The 20,676-nt window shown below is 66.4% G+C and carries 20 protein-coding genes; 8 read left to right on the top strand and 12 right to left on the bottom strand.

The genetic code is table 11. From position 1 onward, the window contains the following. Window positions 1-16: 16 nt before the first annotated feature. Window positions 17-889 carry a dihydropteroate synthase gene (gene folP / locus FJZ36_04230; GenBank protein ID MBM3214103.1) on the bottom strand — a complete coding sequence of 291 codons (873 nt, stop codon included), beginning with the start codon at window positions 887-889 and terminating at the stop codon, window positions 17-19. 17 nt (window positions 890-906) lie between these two features. Beyond that, window positions 907-2,784, bottom strand: a complete 1,878-nt coding sequence (locus tag FJZ36_04235; protein ID MBM3214104.1) for an ATP-dependent metallopeptidase FtsH/Yme1/Tma family protein — start codon at window positions 2,782-2,784, stop codon at window positions 907-909. 394 nt (window positions 2,785-3,178) lie between these two features. Here FJZ36_04235 and FJZ36_04240 point away from each other — a divergent pair, with 394 nt between their 5' ends. Further along, window positions 3,179-4,045 carry a sugar phosphate isomerase/epimerase gene (locus FJZ36_04240; GenBank protein MBM3214105.1) on the top strand — a complete coding sequence of 289 codons (867 nt, stop codon included), beginning with the start codon at window positions 3,179-3,181 and terminating at the stop codon, window positions 4,043-4,045. Here the strand turns inward: FJZ36_04240 and FJZ36_04245 are convergent. Further along, window positions 4,042-4,827 carry a phytanoyl-CoA dioxygenase family protein gene (locus FJZ36_04245; GenBank protein ID MBM3214106.1) on the bottom strand — a complete coding sequence of 262 codons (786 nt, stop codon included), beginning with the start codon at window positions 4,825-4,827 and terminating at the stop codon, window positions 4,042-4,044. The two genes, FJZ36_04240 and FJZ36_04245, sit on opposite strands and share 4 nt — an antisense overlap. A 230-nt stretch (window positions 4,828-5,057) precedes the next feature. Between FJZ36_04245 and nadB the strand changes: the two genes are divergently transcribed. From nadB to FJZ36_04260, 3 genes are read left to right on the top strand one after another with little or no spacing between them, the layout of a single operon-like run. After that, the gene (gene nadB, locus FJZ36_04250) at window positions 5,058-6,686 is read left to right on the top strand and encodes an L-aspartate oxidase (GenBank protein MBM3214107.1); all 1,629 of its coding nucleotides are present in this window, start codon (window positions 5,058-5,060) and stop codon (window positions 6,684-6,686) included. Further along, window positions 6,683-7,465, top strand: a complete 783-nt coding sequence (locus FJZ36_04255) for a sugar phosphate isomerase/epimerase (protein ID MBM3214108.1) — start codon at window positions 6,683-6,685, stop codon at window positions 7,463-7,465. The genes nadB and FJZ36_04255 overlap by 4 nt, the downstream gene beginning before the upstream one ends. Then, window positions 7,462-7,722, top strand: a complete 261-nt coding sequence (locus FJZ36_04260) for a hypothetical protein (GenBank protein MBM3214109.1) — start codon at window positions 7,462-7,464, stop codon at window positions 7,720-7,722. The genes FJZ36_04255 and FJZ36_04260 overlap by 4 nt, the downstream gene beginning before the upstream one ends. Here FJZ36_04260 and FJZ36_04265 read toward each other — a convergent pair. The 3 genes from FJZ36_04265 to FJZ36_04275 all read right to left on the bottom strand — a co-directional run bounded on the left by FJZ36_04265 (window position 7,698) and on the right by FJZ36_04275 (window position 10,310). Further along, window positions 7,698-8,873: a deoxyhypusine synthase gene (locus tag FJZ36_04265; GenBank protein ID MBM3214110.1), complete on the bottom strand. Its 1,176-nt coding sequence runs from the start codon at window positions 8,871-8,873 to the stop codon at window positions 7,698-7,700. The two genes, FJZ36_04260 and FJZ36_04265, sit on opposite strands and share 25 nt — an antisense overlap. A 144-nt stretch (window positions 8,874-9,017) precedes the next feature. Then, complete coding sequence (locus FJZ36_04270) at window positions 9,018-9,917, bottom strand: ester cyclase (protein MBM3214111.1); 900 nt, start codon at window positions 9,915-9,917, stop codon at window positions 9,018-9,020. 12 nt (window positions 9,918-9,929) lie between these two features. Further along, on the bottom strand, window positions 9,930-10,310 hold the full coding sequence (locus tag FJZ36_04275; protein MBM3214112.1) for a hypothetical protein: 381 nt from the start codon (window positions 10,308-10,310) through the stop codon (window positions 9,930-9,932). Between the two features lie 303 nt (window positions 10,311-10,613). On the opposite strand from FJZ36_04275, the gene FJZ36_04280 reads away from it, so the two are divergent. Genes FJZ36_04280 through FJZ36_04290 form a run of 3 tightly spaced genes read left to right on the top strand, consistent with a single transcriptional unit; the run spans window position 10,614 to window position 13,917 of the window. Further along, a complete protein-coding gene (locus tag FJZ36_04280; protein ID MBM3214113.1) occupies window positions 10,614-11,543 on the top strand; it encodes a DUF4912 domain-containing protein in 930 nt (309 codons plus the stop codon). Between the two features lie 12 nt (window positions 11,544-11,555). Further along, complete coding sequence (locus FJZ36_04285) at window positions 11,556-12,299, top strand: RraA family protein (GenBank protein MBM3214114.1); 744 nt, start codon at window positions 11,556-11,558, stop codon at window positions 12,297-12,299. Window positions 12,300-12,318: 19 nt separating this feature from the next. Next, entirely contained in the window at window positions 12,319-13,917 is a 1,599-nt protein-coding gene (locus FJZ36_04290; protein MBM3214115.1) for a DUF1957 domain-containing protein, read from the top strand. On the opposite strand, the gene FJZ36_04295 is transcribed toward FJZ36_04290, so the two are convergent. Genes FJZ36_04295 through FJZ36_04320 form a run of 6 tightly spaced genes read right to left on the bottom strand, consistent with a single transcriptional unit; the run spans window position 13,902 to window position 19,444 of the window. After that, window positions 13,902-16,199: a hypothetical protein gene (locus tag FJZ36_04295; GenBank protein MBM3214116.1), complete on the bottom strand. Its 2,298-nt coding sequence runs from the start codon at window positions 16,197-16,199 to the stop codon at window positions 13,902-13,904. The two genes, FJZ36_04290 and FJZ36_04295, sit on opposite strands and share 16 nt — an antisense overlap. Further along, a complete protein-coding gene (gene thiE / locus FJZ36_04300; GenBank protein MBM3214117.1) occupies window positions 16,199-16,834 on the bottom strand; it encodes a thiamine phosphate synthase in 636 nt (211 codons plus the stop codon). The genes FJZ36_04295 and thiE overlap by 1 nt, the downstream gene beginning before the upstream one ends. Before the next feature lie 5 nt (window positions 16,835-16,839). Then, entirely contained in the window at window positions 16,840-17,631 is a 792-nt protein-coding gene (gene thiD, locus FJZ36_04305) for a bifunctional hydroxymethylpyrimidine kinase/phosphomethylpyrimidine kinase (GenBank protein MBM3214118.1), read from the bottom strand. Window positions 17,632-17,644: 13 nt separating this feature from the next. Further along, window positions 17,645-18,247, bottom strand: coding sequence for a hypothetical protein (locus FJZ36_04310; protein ID MBM3214119.1), 603 nt, complete (start codon window positions 18,245-18,247; stop codon window positions 17,645-17,647). Window positions 18,248-18,269: 22 nt separating this feature from the next. After that, window positions 18,270-18,533: a hypothetical protein gene (locus FJZ36_04315; GenBank protein ID MBM3214120.1), complete on the bottom strand. Its 264-nt coding sequence runs from the start codon at window positions 18,531-18,533 to the stop codon at window positions 18,270-18,272. A gap of 11 nt (window positions 18,534-18,544) precedes the next feature. Beyond that, on the bottom strand, window positions 18,545-19,444 hold the full coding sequence (locus tag FJZ36_04320) for a M23 family metallopeptidase (GenBank protein MBM3214121.1): 900 nt from the start codon (window positions 19,442-19,444) through the stop codon (window positions 18,545-18,547). 141 nt (window positions 19,445-19,585) lie between these two features. Between FJZ36_04320 and FJZ36_04325 the strand changes: the two genes are divergently transcribed. Next, on the top strand, window positions 19,586-20,676 hold a 1,091-nt coding region (locus FJZ36_04325; GenBank protein ID MBM3214122.1), incomplete at its 3' end, for a hypothetical protein.

Here is a 20,676-nt window from a genome sequence, read left to right on the forward strand (position 1 = left end):
GCCGATGGTCACTCGGTCACCTCAACCCGTGGCAGATGGCGTCCGAAACGCGCACGACGCGCGCGATCTCGCGGACATCATGGACGCGCACGGCATTGGCTCCGTGAGCGATGGCGACCGCGACGCTAGCGGCAGTTCCCATGAGGCGGTCGTGAACCGGCGCGTCGAGAATCGTCCCGATGAACCGCTTGCGCGAGGTTCCCATCAGCACAGGATAGCCGATGGCGCCGAACTCGCTCAATCGCCGCAGCAGAACCAGATTGTGCTCGACCGTTTTGCCAAAGCCGATGCCCGGATCGACCAGGATCGACTCGCGGGCGATCCCCGCATCGACGGCGGAAGCGGCTCGCCCTGTCAGGAACGCCCCGACCTCCGCGACGACGTCGCCGTAGACGGGCTCTGCCTGCATCGTCTTGGGCGTTCCCTGCATGTGCATGACGCAAACGGCGGCGTCGAAATCCGCGATGACAGCCGCCATGCCCGGATCGCGCAAGCCAGTGATGTCGTTGACGAGATGCGCTCCACGTCGCAGGCATTCCCGCGCGACTTCCATCTTGGCGGTATCCACCGACAGCACCACGCGCGGGTCGTTCGCGAACGCTTCGATGACCGGCAGGACGCGGCGGAGCTCCTCATCGGCTGGAACCGGTTCCGCTCCGGGTCGGCTCGACTCGCCCCCCACGTCGAGGATGTCCGCCCCGTCGCGGATGAGCCCTTCGGCGCGTTCCAGCGCCGCGTCGAGCGCGAAGGCATCGCCGCCGTCGGAGAACGAGTCGGGAGTCACATTGAGGATGCCCATGACGAGCGTGCGGCGGGCGTAGTCGAGCTCGCGGTCGCGGCATCTCAGCACCGTTCGCCGCGCCGCTGTCGGGAGTGTCAGGTTCTGCATGCAGTGGGTGAAGCCGGTTAGGACGCCGGCTGCAGAGAGGCTTGGCGCGGACCCAGGAGCGCTTCCAGCTCGGGTCCGTCCAGCGACTCGCGGGCGAGGAGCATCTCGGCGAGCTCGTGCAGCTTGTCGGAGTGGTGGCGCAGGATGTCGGTCGCCGTCGCCCAGCACTTGTCGATGATCTCGCGCACCTCGTCGTCGATGACGATGGCGGTCTGCTCCGAGTAGTCGCGGTGTGTCGCGAGCTCCCTACCGAGGAAGATCTGCTCTTCGCGTTTGCCGAAGGTGAGGGGCCCCAGCTTCTCGCTCATGCCCCACTCGCAGACCATGCGGCGAGCCGTGTTCGTCGCCGTCTCGAAGTCGTTCTTGGCGCCGGTGGTCGCTTCGTTGAACACGAGCTCCTCGGCGACGCGTCCGGCGAGGCGGGTTGCGATGTCCGCCAGCAGGTAGCTCTTCGTGTAGTTGTGCCGCTCGGCGATGGGGAGCTTGACGGTGATTCCCAGCGCGCGCCCGCGCGGGATGATGCTCACCTTGTAGTTGGGATCGCCTTCGGGCAGGTAGTGGGCGACGACGGCATGTCCCGCCTCGTGATAGGCGGTGACGCGCCGCTCCTCCTCGCTGATGACGAGGCTCCGGCGTTCGGGCCCCATCATGACGCGGTCCTTCGCCTCTTCGAGCGTCGCCATCGTGATCTTGTCGAGGTTCTGCTTCGCGGCGAGCAGAGCCGCCTCGTTGACGACGTTCTCCAAGTCCGCGCCGGAGAAGAATGGCGTCCCCTTCGACAGGCGCGCCAGATCGACGTCATCGGCGAGGGGCTTGTTCTTGGCGTGAACGCGCAGGATCGCCTCGCGTCCCGCGATGTCCGGCAGATCGACGATCACCTGTCGGTCGAACCGTCCGGCGCGCAGCAACGCGGGGTCGAGGACGTCGGGACGATTCGTCGCGGCGATGAGGATAACGCCGCCGGACGAGTCGAACCCGTCCATCTCGACGAGGAGCTGATTGAGCGTCTGCTCGCGCTCATCGTGTCCGCCGCCGATGCCCGCGCCGCGATGCCGTCCGACGGCGTCGAGCTCGTCGATGAAGATGATGCACGGCGCGTTCTTCTTGCCCTGCTCGAACAGGTCGCGCACTCGCGCCGCCCCGACGCCGACGAACATCTCGACGAAGTCGGACCCGCTGATGCTGAAGAACGGCACACCGGCTTCGCCCGCGACGGCACGCGCCAGAAGCGTCTTGCCGGTTCCGGGGGGTCCGACGAGCAGCACGCCTTTCGGGATACGTCCGCCCAGGCGCTGGAACTTCTTGGGTTCCCGAAGGAACTCGATGATCTCCTCGAGGGATTCCTTCGCTTCCTCGCAGCCGGCGACATCGGCGAAGGTGCGTTTCGGCTGCCCCTCGGAGTAGATACGCGCGCGGCTCTTGCCGAACGAGAGAGCGCGGTTTCCGGTTCCCTGCATCTGCCGAGACATGAAGACGATGAGACCGATGAAGAAGAGCAGAGGCAGGACGCTCGTCGCGACGATGCTCAGCCACTGGAACTTGGGCGCGGCTTCGTACTCGAAGGGAATGCCGACCGACTGGAGCTTTTCCTCGAGCGGGTACTGCGAGCTAGGGAGCTTGTTGATGCGGGCGATCTGCCGGTTCGCATACTCGACGCGGATCGCCTCGGGTCCGATGACCACTTTCTCGATGGTGCCCCGGTTCCGCTCGATCTCGGTCAGGAGCTGGCTGTACGTGATCGAGCTCTCGCTCGAGTTGTTCCCTGCGCCGTTGGTCCAATGCCAATACGACGCGAACACCAGCACGAGCAGAACGATGATCCAAACGGTGAGACTTCGGGGATTCTTGCCCACGGGACTCTTGCGACCTATTCCTGTGTGGGATCGTCGCACCATCGACGACAGCGGCGCGACGGCGACAGCGACCTCCCGCTGTGCCGTGCGGTAGCGAGGGCTCCCATGCCTGCCCGGGAATCGAGCGGGCAACGGCATACTCCTCGCATGTGCAGTATATCAAACCGGCGCGAACGTTGACAACCAAAAGCCCGCGCGTTCAGCCACCGTGCCGCTTGCCTGTTGGCGCTCCCCATCGATGCCGCTGGCACGACTCTACGGCGAGACCGTGTGAGACGCAGTCCACACCCAAAGACACGGCTTCTATCCTCCCCTGTTCGTCCGGCTGGATCGCCGTCGTCGATGTCTCGGAGATCGACTTCACGCACGAAGCCGTCTTGAGGCGGATCGCGTCTCCGATACACAATGGCGCGGGCCCATCGAAAGGACTCGACCCATGAAGATCGCGATGCACCAGATCACGAGTATCCGTGCCTCCTTTGAAGAGGACATGCGCGCCTACGCGGAAGCGGGCTGGACCGCCTTCGAGATGCATCTCCACAAGGCGAGCCAGCACATCGAGAAGCACGGAATGGAGCACTTCGTCCGGTTGGTCAAGGACTCGGGGCTGAGCCCCATCGCGGCGACCGGGCACGTCGTCGTCGCGTTTGGAACCGACGAGGAGCTCGCCGCCAACGAGGCGCAGTTGTCGCAGGCGTTGGACATCATGGCGGCTGTCTCTTGCCCTGCCATCGTCTTTGGCGGAGACGCGCCCAAGAGCGTCGCCCCCGCGCCCAACCAGAGCGAAGCCGGCCTCTCGGAGCGCGACCATGCTTACCGAGCTCAGTTGGCGCGGTTCGCCAACCGGGTCGGCAAGCTGGCAGACCTCGCCAAGACGAAGGGCGTCACCATGGCGCTCGAAGTCAACTGGTGCGGCATGTGCCGATCCATCAGCACGGCAGCGGAAGCTGTTGAACTGGCGAACCGGCAGAATGTCGGCCTGCTGTTCGACACGGCGCACTTCGCCTGCACGCCGTCGCGTCTATCCGACCTGGATCGGCTGTCGGGACGCATCGTCGCGGGCCATCTGAACGACATGCGCGACTGCCCGCCGGAAGTGCGCAACGTCAACAACGACCGCGTCATCCCCGGCGACGGGGTACTGCCGCTGCGCGAATGGCTCGACAAGGTCGGCGAGTGCGGCTTCGACGGCTGGCACTCCGTCGAGCTCTTCTCGGAAGACCTCTGGGGCGAGGACGTCCTCACCATCGCTCGCAAGGTCAAAGAGGGCTGCCAGCGCGTCTGGCCCGAGGCCCAGTTCTAGGCTCCGGCGCGATGGATGACCGGACAGCGCGACTCGTCGTCGATGAACGACGTGAGCCCCGCGCGCTTGCCATCGACGGGAGCGGAACGCTCCGTGCGCATGTGGATCGCGAAGCTGCGACGCATCACGCCGGAGCGATTCTGCCCGCTGGCGTGCATCGTCAGACAGTCATGGAAGCTGACGCCTCCCGGTGAGAGGATCGCCGATTCCTCCTCCCACTCGGCTCCATCCGGGGCGATGACTTTCCGTTGCGCGTCGTGATCCTGCCCGAAGAAGTCGCTGCCCTCGACGAATCCCCACTTGTGGGAACCACGGACGAACCGCATGGGGCCCGCATCGGCGGTCGCGTCGCTGACGGCGACCCACGCCGTGAAGAGCTCGCTACCCTCTTCCCACGAGCGCCAGTAGTAGCGGTCTTGGTGCCAGCCGATGTTCGTCTGGATGTCCGCGCCGGGCGGCGACGGGGGCTTGCCCAGAAGCTGAACCCACCAGACCTGCACGCGCTGGGCCCCGGTCACTTCGGCGGCGAGCCGACCCAACGCCGGATGGCTCACCAGTTCCCAGATGGCACGGTTGGCGATTTGCGGCATTTCGATCTTGCAGAGCTTGTCGGGGTCGTCGCCGGGATTCCAGTAGGACGGCTGGGGCGGGGTTCCCGTGTCGTACTCGCCGCGTCGAAGGGCGTCCATGCCCTCCGACGCTGCGCGAACCACGTCCGCCGGGATGACCGGCTCCGGGTGGATGACGTATCCGTCGCGCTGATAGTCGTCGCGCAGGCTCATCGAACACTCCTTGCGTCACGCCGTTCACCGTCGGGGGTTCCCATGGTACCACGCGGATGAGGAACTCGTGAAGCCGCCAGTCCGCGATTCGACAGCATTCCATCGGAACCCGCTCGTTGACCGCTCGTTCGCGCCGGTGCTAACATGACTTCGACGCGAACGCCGCTCGCGCCGCCTGAGCTTCGTGCAAGCCGATCCGCGTTGCCCTCAGCCTGCGAGTCAGCGAAACGATGCCAGATCGCCTCCCGCGCTACCTCGTACCCATCGACACCGACAACATCCCGACGATTGAGACGGACTTCGCCGTTGTCGGCAGCGGCAACGCCGGACTGCGCGCCGTCGTCGAGCTCGCTCCGCATGGCAGGACGCTCGTCCTGACCAAGGAGAACCCCAGCGAGGGCAGCACGCGCTACGCCCAGGGCGGCATCGCCGTCGCGATGAGCGAAGAGGACGGCGTCGATCTGCACGTCACGGATACGCTCGTCGCCGGAGCCGGACTGTGCGACGAGACAGCGGTTCGCGTGCTGGTCGAGGACGGCATCGCCCGCGTTCAGGACCTTCTCGACTGGGGCGCGCAGTTCGACCGCAACGGCTCCAAGCTGGCGTTCGGGATGGAAGGGGCTCATCGCGTCCGGCGCGTCGTCCACCGAGGCGATTCGACCGGCGAGGAGACCCAGGACGTTCTCGTTCGCCAGGCACTCAACCACCCGAACGTCCAGATGCGCGACTTCACCATCGCCGTCGATCTGCTGACCGCCGACGGCGTTTGCCAGGGCGTGTTGGCGATGGACCGCGACGGCTCGCTGGTCGCCATCCGAGCCCGGGCGACCGTGCTGGCATCGGGCGGCTTGGGGCAGCTTTACGGCTACACGTCGAATCCCGCCGTTGCGACGGGCGACGGCATGGCGATGGCGCTCCGCGCGGGAGCCGAACTCGCCGATATGGAGTTCGTCCAGTTCCACCCAACGACGCTTTTCTTGGCGGGCGCGCCTCGGTTCCTCATTTCCGAAGCCGTGCGCGGCGAAGGAGCCCATCTCCTCAACTCGCGCGGCGAGCGGTTCATGATCGCCTACGACGACCGCGAGGAGCTCGCCCCGCGCGATGTGGTCAGCCGAGCGATTCTGGCGGAGATGGAGCGCACGGGAATGCCCTGCGTCTATCTCGATATCACGCACAAGCCGCAGAGCTTCCTGATGGAACGCTTCCCCATGATCTACCGGACGTGCCTCCAGTACGGACTCGACATCTCAACGGATGCGATCCCCGTGCAGGCGGCGGCGCACTTCATGATGGGGGGCGTCTTCACCGACCTCGACGGCGCGACGAACGTCCCCGGCTTGTTCGCGTGCGGCGAGGTCGCCTGCACCATGGTGCACGGCGCGAACCGCCTCGCCAGCAACTCGCTGCTCGAAGGCATGGTCTTCGGCGCGCGAGCCGGCAAGAGCGCCGTATCCTACGCGAGCGGGGTCGCCGTACCCTCGAACCGCATCGCCGCCGCGTCGATCCCGTCTTCCGATTCGCCCGACGACGTGACGAAGCACCGCGCGACCATCACTCAGCTCATGTGGGAGCACGTCGGAATCCACCGCGACGGGCCCTCGATGCGCCACGTCCTCGAAGAGCTCCGCGAGCTCCCGGTGACGGGCCCAGTGACACGCGAAGGCGTCGAATACGCGAACATGAGGCTGCTCGCCGAAGCCATTGCCGAAGCGGCTCTCACGAGAACCGAGAGCCGGGGAGCCCACTACCGCCTCGACCATCCGTCCGCCGATGATGCCCACTGGCGGAGGCGCGTTGTCGTTCGGTGCGCCGACGGGGCTCTTCGCCTCACGACGACTGGACCGGAAGACCGACCATGATCGCCTGTGGATCGCTCGGATTCACGCGGCAGTCTTTCAGCCGCGCCTGCGCCGAAATCGCCCGACTCGGCTTCAAGGCGATCGATATCGCCGTGATGGAGAGCTGGGCGCACTTCAATCCGTCCGAGCTCGCGACGAACGTCGAGGATGCCGTGGCAGTCGCACGTTCGGCGCTTGCCACATCCTCTCTGACGCCTATCGCCCTGAACGCGTCGGCGGGAGCTAGCGACCCGAACACGGAGACTCCTCGGTTCCGCGCGATCTGCGAGTTCGCAGCGGCTCTAGAGGTCCCGGTCATCTGCTACGCCGCGCCCATCGAGGCGGTCGGGTTCGAGCGCGCGTTGCGCCGCTACGAACGTCTAGCAGCGATGGCGGCGGAAGCTGGCGTTGTGCTCGCCGTCGAAGCGCACGCCCGGACGATGCTGGAGACCCCCGAGGTCGCCGTCCAGTTTTGCGAGGCGATCCCAGGGCTCTACCTGACGCTCGATCCCAGCCACATGTGGGCGGGACCGCATCAGGGCGGTTCGTTCGACGAGCTCTACCCGCTCGTGCGGCACACGCACTGGCGCGACGCCGGAATGGCTTGGGAACACGTCCAGATGCCGGTCGGAGAGGGGAATGTCGATCTTCGGGGGGTTATGCGCGGGCTGAAGAAGGCGGGGTATCAGGGAGCCTACGCCGTCGAGTACATCGACACGTTCCCGAACTTCTCGTACCGCGAGATATCCGTCATGCGCCGCTTGCTCGAGCAGACCATCGGCGGGAGCGCTTCCGCATGAACACGCTCAAGACGGTCGTCCACGCGACCATCCGCCGAGACGCGGACGGCAACTACGTTGGCACGTGCGACGAGATCGCCGTTGACGCGCGAGGGGCGCGCCTAGAAGACGTCGTCGCTCAGTTGCGCGACGAGGTCGTCGGACACCTACGGGATGAGCGCGTCGCCGAGTTCACCCTCTCCGCCAAGCCCAAGCTCCAGGTCACCATCGACCTGGACGTCGACCCAGCCTCTCAGTCGCGCTCCAAGGCGAGATAGTCCGCCGCGAGAGCTTCCAGACGCTCGTCCAACACGTCGTAGAGCCGTTTCAGCGCGCGTGGCTGCCGCCGTGTCAGCGCATACGCCGTCAGAATGGGCAGCGCGACGGTCGCATCGCTGTAGCAGACGACTGTCGACGGAAGCTGATCCGGGTTGATCTTGCCCCAACTGACCGCCTCTGACGGCGTCGCGCCGGAGAGTCCGCCCGTGTCGGGTCTGGCGTCGGTGAGCTGGATGAAGTAGTCGTGTCCCTCCTCCTCCAGCCCGAGGACTTCCTGAATCTGTGGCTCCGTCTGCAGGACGAAGTTTTTGGGGGAACCCCCGCCGACGATGAGGACGGCGCTCTTGCCGCCGGAGCGCTTGGCTCCGTAGACGATCGCCGCCGTTTCGTTGACATCACGCGTGGGATCGAACCGGAGCTGGTTCCCCGTGAGCGCGAGCGCGGCGACGTTCATCCCGATGCTGCTGTCGCCCGGACTCGACGTGTACACGGGAACCCCTGCGCGGTAAGCCGCCGCCAGGAAGCTTTGCCGCGAGATGCCCAGCGCCTGCTCCCGTTCGTCGACATACTTGCCGAACTGGTAGTGGAACTCCGCCGTGCCCATCGTCCGCTGGAACTCGGGGCCCGCGATCACTTGGCGGCAGAAGGCGTCCGTCGAGAGGAGCACGTCATAGTCGAACACGACATCATAGATGCGCACGATGCCCTCGCGGCGGAGCTCGCGATCGTCGACGAACGGCGTCGCGCGGTGCATCGTCTTGCCGATGCCGAAGTGCAGGTCGTGGTAAAGGTTCGCGCCGGTCGAGACGACCCAATCGACGAATCCCGCTTCGACGAGCGGGATGAGGGCGCTCATGCCGAGCCCAGCGGGCGTGAGGGCTCCGGTCAGGCTCAGGCCCACGGTGACATCGTCGGCGAGAACGCGTTCGGAGAACAGGGCGCACGCTTCGCGGAGCCGGGCGCCGTTGTAGGCGAGGAATGCGCTGTCCACCAGGTCGGCGACCGATATGCCGGGCTGGATGGCCGGCGGGGCGATGCGCCGCGAGTCCGCGAGCAGACCGTTACGGATGTCGTCCACGTCCTTCCTCTCCGCCGTCGTAGCACAACCGTCGGGACTATGTCCGACGACCGGCTCCCAAGTCAACGCCATCGGAGCGATGTCATCCTGAGCCGCAGGCGAAGGCGCTGCGCGCCAGTCTCTACGGAAGCGACGGAGAAGCGCCAGGCGCGGACATAGAGCGGGCTCCCATCCAGTGCCGGAAGGGAGCCCGACTCGTGCGATCTGTTCGTCTGCCTAGTGGACGTGCTCCTTGTGCTTGTCGTCGTCATGCGACTTGCAGCAGTCGCCTTCGGGACAGCACTTGTCGCCGTCCGTGCAGCAAGCCATCATCTCGCCCTTGTCGGACCCGCCACCCGACATGGCTCCATCCATGGGCGGAATCAGTCCGAGCTGCATCATCATGCCCATCTCGTCCCAGTTCTCCCAGTTTTCATGGATCATGCCGCCGCCGATTCGCGCGATGGTGATGCCCGTGACCTCCGCCGCCTTGCCGGTCGGCTCCATGCCCATCAGCGGGCCCGTGTTCGTCCCCTTCGCGGACCATCGGACGAGGACGCTGTCGCCGTCCACCATCGCGAACTCGACGTTCATCTTAAGGTCGGGGAACGCCTCGAGGATGCCTGCCAGCCGCGCTTTAACGCCTTCCTTGGTCCGGTTGGGTCCGGGTACGTGAGTCACCCAGCCCGGAGCGATGATGGCGTCCATGGCGTCGACGTTGCGCCCGTTCATCACCTTGTCGAAGAGGCTGCGGACGAGGGCTTCGGCGGCTTCGGGCTTCATCTTCTCGCCGATGTCCTTGGGTGACTGGACGTCCACCATCGCGTCGGATCCGTCCTGCTCGCCCATCGCCGGCATGACCCCCAGTTGGCGCATCATTCCGAGGTCGTCGGAGTTGCCCCAGTGCTCGACGGCTTTCCCGTCTTTGAAGCGGATGAGGTCGATTCCGGTGACGCTGAGCTTCCGACCGGTCGCCGGAATGCCCATGAACTCGCCCGTATGCGTCCCGACAAGGCGGTACGCCATACCAATGTAGTCGCCGCTCGACAGGAGACGATCGATGACGAACTTCGCGTCCGGCATCCCTTGCCTCAGCCCCGTGACGAACGCGCGCAAGCCCTCGATGCCCTCGGGCATCCCAGGCACCACCTAGTGCTCCACGAAGTGGGGCGAGACGAACTCCTCGAGACGACCGAGGTCTCCTCCGTTGATGACCGCCGAGATCATCTCCTTGACGACAGCGCGATTGTCTCTGGGCTTGTCAGCCTTCATGGCTTTCTCGCCCTTTTCCGGCTTGTCGGACTTCTTGGCTTTGTCTTCCTTGTCGGCTTTCGCCGGCTTGTCGGATTTGGCGTCGTGCGCCTTACAGCAGGCGCCGTTCGGACAGCAGGCTTCGCCCTTGACGCAGCAAGCCGGTTTCTCCGACTTGGCTTCGGGCTTCTTGGCTTCCTCCGCCATGGAGAGAACTGGAGTGAGCGCCACCACGACCAGCGCCCCTGCCACTAATAGGCGCCGATAGAACCGATACATCGCCGACCTCCCTAAGGCTCCTCCAGGCTGAGGGGCCCGCTTGATGCGATTGCCGTCCGCCAGGTGCGGCGTACTCGACTCACCAGGTGACGCTCCGTGCGGAACGTCCATGTGAACATACGCCGCCGCTCCCCGCGTGTCAATCGACACCGGGCGCTCGCGTTGGGGCGATGGTCGCCGCGTGCTACTATTGGCGTGGCGACCGCCAGAGCGGCCGCGCGGGACGGACGATGGGAGTCGCAGACGTGGCACGGGTCTTGCCACTCTGTCGCGCGTCCGGCTCGACGACACGGGAGGAACGGCATGGCATCGAAGAAGACGCGTGTGGAAACGACACTGACCGTCGCTGAAGCCGCCGAGGAACTCGGCATCAGCGCCAGCGCCCTCTACGTTAGGATCCGGCGCGCTCGTGCCAAGGGGGAACCGGTTCCCTTCGCCCCGAGCCGGACCGGGTCACGCGCCCTCGTCGCGAAGCGTTCGGAACTTCTCAAGTGGTATGAAGCATCTCCCCGAAAACGAAGGAAACCCCCCTCGATGCCCACGCGCCCAGCGCCGTCGGTTCCTGCGCCTGAGGTCGTGTCTGCGACATCCGGCGAGGGCGACGCCAGCCCTCTGGCTCCCTCGGCACAGGCAGACACGGCGACGCGCCTCGAAGCGCTGGAACCCGTCGTGACCCATGGCACGCAGGAGCTCGTCGAGCTCCCGCTCTCCTACATGGAGACGCGCGTCACCGTCATGCCGCGCGACGAGGACACGATCGTCGTCTACTGGGATGTCCATCCGGAGGTCGCCAACCGGCATCTCACGGCGCGATGGGGCATCCGCGTCGAGTCCGATGCGGGCGTCGAGGTGATCGAAGTTGGGCACGGAGCTCGGAACTGGTACATTCGCAAGCCGGGCATCGCTCTGCGGCATCGCGTCGCGTTCGGACCCCTGGATGAGCACGGCAACGTGATTGCCCTCGCGCACGGGACGTGGAAGCCCCTGACCCGCGCCGAAGCCCGAAGGAACCCGTACGACAACGGCGCTGCTCCGGACGAAGCCCCCGAATGGGCGCGCGGCGTCGTGACGCCCAACGGAGTCCAGCTCCAGGCTGCCGACGCCCAGGACGCGATGCGGGCGGACACCGAAGTGCTCGTCGCCGCGTCGCCCGTCCAGTCGGAGCCGGGGTCATCCGCGCTGCTGAGCGTGCCGTCGTCGCCGCACGGACTCCGCTGGCAAGGCGCCAGCTAGAAAGCTCCCACCATGCCCGAATCCGACAACGACGCTTTCCGAGTGGCGAAGCTGTTCCAGCCGCTCCGCGTCGTCGACGTCTGCGACGCCCTCGACGGGATCGGCTACTTCGACATCGGGCTCATGTCGCCGGAAGTGCGTCCCCTATGGCAGGGGATGAAGTTCTGGGGTGTCGCGCTGACGCTCCGGTGCGTTCCGGCGAACCGCCCCATGTGGAAGCTGGACACGACCGAAGACATCGTCAACGCCCACGGCATCTGGTTCCGCGAAGTAGGGCATGTCGGGGTGGGCGGCTTGGTGCGGCCCGGACACGTGATCGTCACGGACACGGGCGGCTCGCGCGAGGTCGGCTTCTGGGGTTCCGCCAACGCACTGGGAACCGTCGCCGACGGTGCCGTCGGCATCGTGACGGACGGTTACTGCCGCGACACGGCGGAGCTCACGCTCCAGAAGACGCCCATCTGCTCGCGGGCGCGAGGACGGACGATCATCCCCGGCAGGATCGACGCCGTCGAGGTGCAGACGAAGATCGGATGCGGCGGCGTCCAGGTGCGCCCCGGCGATATCGTCGGATGCGATGACGACGGCGTTGTCGTCGTCCCCATCGAGGTCGCCGAGGAGGTGAGCTGCCACGCGAGGGCGGTCCTCATCGCCGACATGCGCGCCCGACGCCGCCTCTACGACCGCCTCGGGATGGAACACGACGCGACCGTCGATCACGATGCGGTCGAGGCGTACTACGCGTCTCTCGGTTAGCCAGTCATCGAGGGGTCGCATGCACGGCACGCATGAGCCCACAGGCCTCGTCGCGTTTGTCTTGCACGCCCACCTGCCGTACGTCCGCCATCCCGAGCTGCCCAAGTTCATGGAGGAGGACTGGCTCTTCGAGGCGATCTCGGAGACCTACCTGCCCCTGATATCGGTCTTCGAGGGCTTGCTCCGGGACGGCGTTCCTGCCAGATTCACGATGACACTGACGCCGCCGCTGGTCGCCATGCTCGCCGACGAGCTGCTCCAACAGCGCTTCGTCGGGTACCTCGACGAGCGGATCGAGCTCGCCCAAAAGGAGCTCCGGCGGCTGCGCGGCTCCGCCGAGTACTACCCTCTGGCGGAGATGTACTACGGTATCTTCTCGCGCCAGAGGCGGGCATTCGTCGAGGAATACGGGCGGAACCTGGTGCAGGCGTTCCGGCGGCTCCAGGACCACGGCATCCTGGAGATCATCACCTGCGGCGCGACCCACGGGTTCCTGCCGCTGCTGATGGACCCCGTCTGCCAGCGCGCGCAGGTGCAGATCGCCGTCGAGCACTACTGGGAACACTTCGGGCGAGCGCCCATCGGCATCTGGCTGCCGGAATGCGCCTACACGCCGGGGATCGACGACCTTCTGGCTCCGTTGGGCATCCGCTACTTCCTTGTCGAGACGAAGGGCATCCTGGGAGCCGACCCCTCGCCGCACTACGGCGTCTACGCACCCGTCCTGACGCCGTCGGGAGTCGCCGCCTTCGGGCGCGATGTGGAATCGTCGCAGCAAGTCTGGAGCAAGGAGATCGGTTATCCGGGCGACTACGCCTATCGCGAGTTCTACCGCGACATCGGGTTCGACCTGCCGCTGTCCTATGTCGTGCCCTACCTGCACAGCCCGGACATCCGCCACTTCACCGGCATCAAGTACCACCGCATCACCGGCAAGACGGTTCACAAGGCGACCTATCACCCCGGATGGGCGACCGACCGGGCGGCGGAGCACGCCGGCAACTTCGTGTTCAACCGAGGGCTGCAGACGCAGCATCTCCGGACGCACATGGATCGGCAGCCGATCGTCGTCGCCCCGTACGACGCGGAGCTCTTCGGACACTGGTGGTACGAGGGCCCCCAGTTCCTCGACTTCGTCGCCCGCAAGACGCACTTCGACCAATCGCTCATCGCCCTGACAACGCCCGGCGACTACTTGAACCGATATCCGGTGAACCAGGTCGCCGTGCCCGCGACGTCGAGCTGGGGAGCCAACGGCACGTTCGAGGTTTGGCTCAACGGCGCGAACGACTGGATGTACCCCCATCTCCACAAGGCAGGCGAGCGCATGCGCGAACTTGCCGACACTCACCCCCAGACCGACGGACTGATGCGCCGCGCGCTCAACCAAGCCGCCCGCGAGTTGCTTCTCGCCCAAAGCAGCGACTGGGCATTCATCATGACGACTGGCACGACCGTGCAGTACGCCGTCCGGCGGTTCCGCGACCACATCGCCCGGTTCACCAAGCTCTACGAGGACATCAAGGCGGGAACGCTCGACGTACCCTGGCTGACCGATGTCGAGCGGCGGGATCGGCTCTTCCCGAATATCCGGTACGAGGTCTACGGCAACGGCTGAGCGGCTCGGCGGGACTGGGACCACTCGCACCGCTCGATCCAATCGTCCATCGCCAGGCGGTCGCCCTCCAGATCGGACAGGCTGCGGCTCATCTCGAACGCCTGACGCGCGTCGACGAACCGCCCTTGGCGAAATCGGGCGATCCCGATCAAACGCGCCGTCTCCCGCTCGAACTCCCGCTCTGGCAGGCTGATTCCCCACGCCTCTGACAGCCATCGTTCAGCCTCTTCCCACTGATCCTCGATGAACAACGATCTGCCCAGCAGATAGGGTCCCAGCGCCCAAGCCGGCTCGCGGACGACGATCTCCCGCAGCCGGTAGAGCCGCACGGCTGCCCGGTCGTCGTCGAAGTAGCTCTGGACGAGCGCCTGAGATTCCGCGGCGAGCTCCATCGCAGCGACCTTGACGCCCAACCGCCGAATGGCTTCCGGCGACCGATCCTCCCGCGCGACCTGCTCGAACGCCTCACGGGCTTCCTCCAGCGAGTCGAGCCGCCACGCCGCGTCTCCCATGCCTTCTCGGATCGTCCGGCGCGTCGGGTCGTCGATGGACGGGTCGCCGAGCAGCTCGCGCGCTTCGTCGCGGACGGTCTGCCACTTGCCGGCGGCGATGTCCGTCTGGAGCACGCGCAACCGATGGGTCGCGTTCGACGGATCGAGCGCCGCCATCCGCTCGAACACCCTCCGGGCCCCCGCGTAGTCGCGCGACCGATACCGCCTCCACGCCTCCTCTTCGAGCGACGCGATCTCATGAGCGCACGTCGCCTGAGCGACGCTCGGGCGGCTGAAGCGCGACTCTGCCATCGCCCGTTCGGCGTCCGTCAGCGGCACGCTAGCGAGGAACGCCCGCCACTCGCGCGACAAGTCGGCGAGGGACTTCCCGTAGGCTCTCTGGAACCCCGCGAATGGATACGCGCGCGCGAACGAATCCATGCCGTACGTCTCGATGAGCCACCGCACGAAGGAACCGGCGACCGTATAGGCACGACCGGACGGCTGCGACCAGAAGCCCAGCGGCGACATGATCCGCGCCGGATCGGGCATCCGACCGAGCTGATCCATCGCCTTCGCCCACTGATGCGGCGTCAGGTGGCTGTCGTCCCACTCGGCGGCGATGGCGACGCCTTCCAGCAGCCCGACGGCGGTCGACAGCTCCATCCACGGATGGAACTCCGCCGCGAACACATGGGCGAGTTCGTGCTTGACGACCGGTGACGGGAACTCACGGTAGTCCACATGAATGTCGCCGTTGATGGGGTCGGCGATGTCTGTCCGATGGGCCCCGACGAGCTGCTTCTTCTGCGCCGAAGTCGTGTAGACGTAGACGCCGACCTTGCGGCGCGGCTCGAACTCGAAGAACCGGCTCAACTGCCCATAGCGGAATTCAGCGTCGGCAGCGACGGTCTCGCGCTCGCGGTCCACGACGGAGCCCGGCTCGAACCGCACGATGAGGTGCTCCGTCTCGATCCGACAGGCGAGAACGCGCTCGACATCGCGCCGCCCGGGACGAAGCCCCAACGGGCCCCGGCAGAACCACACCGCCGCGAACGCGATGCCGCAGGCGATTGTCGGTATCAACACCGCCCGTCGATTCAGGACGAGGGAGAAGCGGAATCGATGCGACGCCGCGTCGTGACCGGCAGCAGCCGCCAGCAGGAGCCCCGCGCTGCCGAGGAGCGCGACCGCGCGGCTGAACACCAGCGTTCCCGTGACGCGGATATCGTCGTCATAGATGGGGCCCGGGAAGAACCCGATGAGCGCGTGGTAGACGAACTTGGGCGGCTCGAAAATAACGGCATGGATTGCCGCCGCAACGGTGAACGCGATCCATCCTGCCCACAGCAGGCGGGCGCAGCTAGCTGTCGGCGTCACAACCGCTGCGAACACTCCCGTCGCGGAGCCGTACACCGCGCTCACGAGCGAGATTGACGCGAAGAACGCCAACCCCTGAGCGAAACTGCAATTCGGCACGCGGAGCGCGTTCAGCGAGATGAGCGCGAGCGGCGCGACGAGGGAGAGGCAGCCCAGGACGAACCCGTCGGCGAAGTGCGCTCCAACGCCGCGCGGTTCGCCGTCTTTCCGAGCCGACGTGACGGCTGAGATGCCGAACTTCGCCCCGGTCGCCCCGCCCAGCACGCCGAAGAGCGCCGAGAACTCGTAGCCCAGCAGGTCGAACAGCGGGACGAAACAGACGGCAAGCGCGACCGCGCCGAGCCCGCCGAACCATGCCCAGCTCGAACGCGCGCGAAGCTGCGAGCCGATCCGTCGGGAGAACGGTTCCATCACGAAAGCGCGGCGCGGATCGCGCGGACGAAGTCCGCCGCCGCTCGGCGCGGGTCGGGGTCGGCGCACACCGCCGAGATGACGGCGACGCCCCAGGCGCCCGCCCGGATGATCGCCTCGGCGTCCGACGCTCGCACGCCGCCGATGGCGATGACGGGAACTGGACTCACCACCGCGAACGCCGCCACGCCCTCGACGCCGAACGGTTCTCGCCCCGTGTCCTTCGTCTGCGTTCCGAAGACGGGCCCGAACCCGACGTAGTCCGCGCCGTCCGTCGCCGCCCGGATCGCCATCGCCTGGGTGTGCGCCGACACGCCCAACAGGCGCTTCCAGCCGAGAAGACGTCGCGCGACTCTCGCCGGCAGGTCGTCCGCGCCGACATGGAGACCGTCCGCATCGACGGCGAGCGCGATATCGAGCCGATCGTTGACGACAAACGTCACCTGGGCGTCCTCGCAGACACGCCGCGCCGCTTCCGCCTCGCGGAGCGCGTCGCGGATCGGCAGCAGCTTCTCGCGGAACTGGACGCCGTCGGCTCCGGCGTCTGCGGCGAGGCGGGCGAGCTCCGCGTGGGTGTAGCGTGTCTGGATGGTCGTGTCGGTGAGCACGTGCAGGCGGGGTACGGATCGCTTCATGGGCTCTAGGGCAGAAACCGCCAGAAGTGGTTCGTGGGCCCGTGTCCCTTGCCGATGGACGGCGCATGGCGGATCGCGCCTGCGACGTACTGCTTGGCGGCGCGCGCCGCATCGAACAATGGGGTCCCCGAGGCAAGCCGCGTCGCCAGCGCGGCGGAGAAGGTGCAGCCCGTCCCGTGGGTGCTCTTCGTCGCGTATCGGGGCCCGACGATGACGTGCGTCTCGTGACCATCGAACAGAACGTCGCGCGCGGATTCGTCGTCCTCGGCGTGGCCCCCCTTGACGATGACGGCGCGGCATCCGTACCGCGTGATGGCGCGAGCGGCTTTACCGGCGTCGTCCGCGCTTCGGATGGGGAGCTCTGCGAGGAGTTCCGCCTCAGGGATGTTCGGCGTAACCACGAGCGCCAGGGGCAGCAATCGTTCCTTCACGGCTTCGACCGCGTCGTCATGGAGCAGTTTGAAGCCGCTCTTGGAGACCATCACCGGGTCTACGACCAGGCGCTCGACGGAACGCACCGCCAGGCATTCCGCGACCGTCTCGACGATCTCCGACGACGAGAGCATGCCGGTCTTGACCGCATCGACGGGCAGATCGTCGAATACGGCGTCGAGCTGGGCGCGGATTACCTCAGTCGGTAGGTCGTAGGCGAGACGCACTTCGCACGTGTTCTGCGCCGTCACGGACGTGATGACGGACATGGCGTAGCCGCCGTTGGCGCTGATCGCCTTGATGTCCGCCTGGATGCCGGCTCCTCCGCCGGAGTCCGACCCAGCGATGGTCAGTACGCCGACCACGATACCTCCTACGCTAGATGAACAGCGTCACACGCGATTTGACCGCGTCTCCTAGGAAGGTTCCGACGCCGCCGTAGTCGAGCCCGTCCTCCATCTCGGCGTCGGTGATGCCGAGGATGTCCATCGCCATCGTGCAGGAGATGATCCGCACGCCCATCTCCTGCGCTACGTCCATCAGTTCGTCAAGCGAGGCGACGTTCTTGCTCGACATGATGGAGCGCATCATCTTGGCGCCGGCTCCGGCGAAGTTCATCTTCGACAACCCCAGCTTGCTCATGTTCTCGGGGAGCATCGCGCTGAACATCTTCTCCGGGAACGACTTCCCGGACATCTCCACCTGTTTCTTGATGATGCTCAAGCCCCAGAACGTGAAGTACATCGACACCTGGTAGCCCATCGCCAACGCGCCCGTCGCGATAATGAACGCCGCCATCGCGCGGTCGTAGTCGCCGCTGAAGCAGACGATCGTGACGCGGTCTTCCGGAAGCTGCGCCTCCAGCGCCTTGATACGGGCTTCGTACTTCTCTTCCAAAAGCTGGACGCGAGCCTCGACCTGTTCTGCGACCAGCGCAGCCAACTCCGTCGAGATCGCTGCGTTCTCCACCGTCGTCGCCATGTGACCTCCTTCGTCCTCGAGCCTACGAGCGGCGTCGGACGACGTGGACGTAGACTGTCTTGCCGTCTGCGCCGACCGTGTTCTCCTGGCTCACCAGCTCGTACTCGGGCCGGTTCTTGATCCACGCCTGGAAATCGGGAACTGATCCGCGATCTGTCGCCAGGACGCGGATCGACTCGCCGGGAGCCACCTGACGGATCGCCTGGCTCGCCCGCACGAGCGGCATCGGGCACTGAAGCCCGCGCGCGTCGATCACCTCACGAACGTCCGTATCGCTCTGTGCCATATCGGTCTACCTCACTGGGTTCGTTGTGAGATCGTCTCGGCAACGGCGGCGAGCTCGGGAATCCCTCCCAGCGCCCGAAGCGTGGCAGCACGCAGCTCCAGCTCTGGATCGGGCGCTTGGGCGGCGCTCGCCCCGTCCGCCGGCGACAGACGCCAGTAGGATAGCCCCACGATCACCTCCAGATGCAGATGCACCTCGGTGTCGTCGCGTGTTCCCTCCATGCTCGTGCCGCTCTTTCCGACGGTTCCGATCTCCTGCTCCGGCGTGACGTAGGTTCCCACCGGTAGGTTCTCGACGCTCCGTAGATGCCCGTAGATGGACAGGATCGGCTCCCGCTGGGCGTTCCTGCCGTGGTACACCCATACCTGGCGGCCTCGCAGCTTGTCGAGAATGTCGCCGTAGACGAAGTCCGGCGGCACGCCGAACGACCCCGGCGTCGCGCCGAGCTCCTGGCACCGTGCGAGCAGTTGGTTCCTGTAGGCGCCGGACATCGGCATGTACACCCGATCGACTCGGATGATGATCCCCGCCGCGACAGGATAGACCGGCTTGCCGGCGGGTATGCCGTAGAAGTCGGCTCCCTGGTGGATCCCATGGCGGTAGTCGCGCGGAACCCCAGGGCGGCGCACGTCCGCGACGGCAACAGGAACCCTCACTGGCATGGAGAAGGCTCCCGCGAGGTCCGTGTCCGTCACCGCGGAGACGTCCGGCATGGCGTACCGGCGAGCCAGCCGCTCGACGGGCGGCAGTATCCCGCGGAGATGCGCATACGGGTTCGCACCCGCGACGACGGCGATGCCCACGGCGACCGCCCAAGCCGCACACCGAGCCGCGCGCATCCGCCGCGACGCGCAGACCCGCTTGGAACGGTATGTTTCCGCCCGCGATGGAGTCGAACGCTTAACGCACATGGGAAGATGCGCCCCTCTGCCTCGTGACCATTATTGTACCGTAGGGGCAGGTGTTGCGCATGCACGATCTCCCGTTGCCATCCCCTGCGGGCTCGGCGAGAATGAGCCGCCGACCTACCAGGAGAACCTGTGCGCCGCCTCATGCTCATCCTGATCGCCGCGACAGCCGCCGCCTCTCCGGCGCACGCCGACAACTACTCGGACGTGTGGGGGCACTTCGCCGTTCTCGTCTGGCAGTACCGGACGCCGCCGCCGGGGCAGACCGCCGAACGCGCCTACGACTCTCTGAATCTCTCCGGCATCCACCTGGACGATGGCTTCCCGAGAGACCTCTACCTCTTCGCCCGCTCGCGCGACTTCGAGTACTACGTCGATCATGCCGCCGGCAAAGGCGACCTCCATCTACGGAGCCGCGACTGGGGCGCGTTCATGGACGCCTACCGCAAAGACCGGCGAGCCCCTCGGCGTCCGAACAGCCTCAACGATCCGGCCGTGCGCGAGCGCATGCTGAACCGACTCCGCGAGAACATCCCGCGCGCCCTCGACGGCCTCTGCCTCGCCTACGCGTTCGACGACGAGATTTCGACGACATCCTTCACCGCACCGGCGGACGTGGACTGGGCCCCCGTCGCGATGGCGGCCTTCCGCGGATGGCTCGCCCGGCGCTACGGCACGGTCGATGCGCTGAACCGACAGTGGGAGACGCGCTTCAAGTCCTTCTCCGACGCGCTCCCGGCGACAGTCGACGACGTGCGCCGGTTCCACAGCGAACCGTTCTCGCGGTGGAACCTCTCGCAGTGGGCTGATCATCGCGAGTTCATGGACGACGTGTTCGCCGAGACGCTCGCGCTCCTCCGCGACGAGGCGAACCGGCTCGACCCCGACCGTCCTGCTGGATTCGTCGGAGGCCAAGCGCCATCCACCTACGGCGGGTACGACTACTCGAAGCTGGCGCGCGCCGTCCAGTTCGTCGAGGCTTACGACATCGGCGCGACCGACAGTATCCTCCGATCCTTCTGGGGCTCTGAGAAGCCGCGCGTCCAGACCTTCTTCGCCACCGGCAAGCTTCATGTCGACCGGTGGTTCCTGTGGAACGCGCTGGTGCGCGGGAACCGAGGCGTCATCGCGTGGCCCGAACTGAACGCCGCGAGTTGGTTCGACGGCGAACGCGCCGTCCCGGAGATCGCCGCGCTGGCTCCGACGTTCGAGCAGGTCCAGGGCCTCGTCAGCGA

The organism is Candidatus Poribacteria bacterium (genome assembly GCA_016866785.1).
Classification (GTDB): Bacteria; Poribacteria; WGA-4E.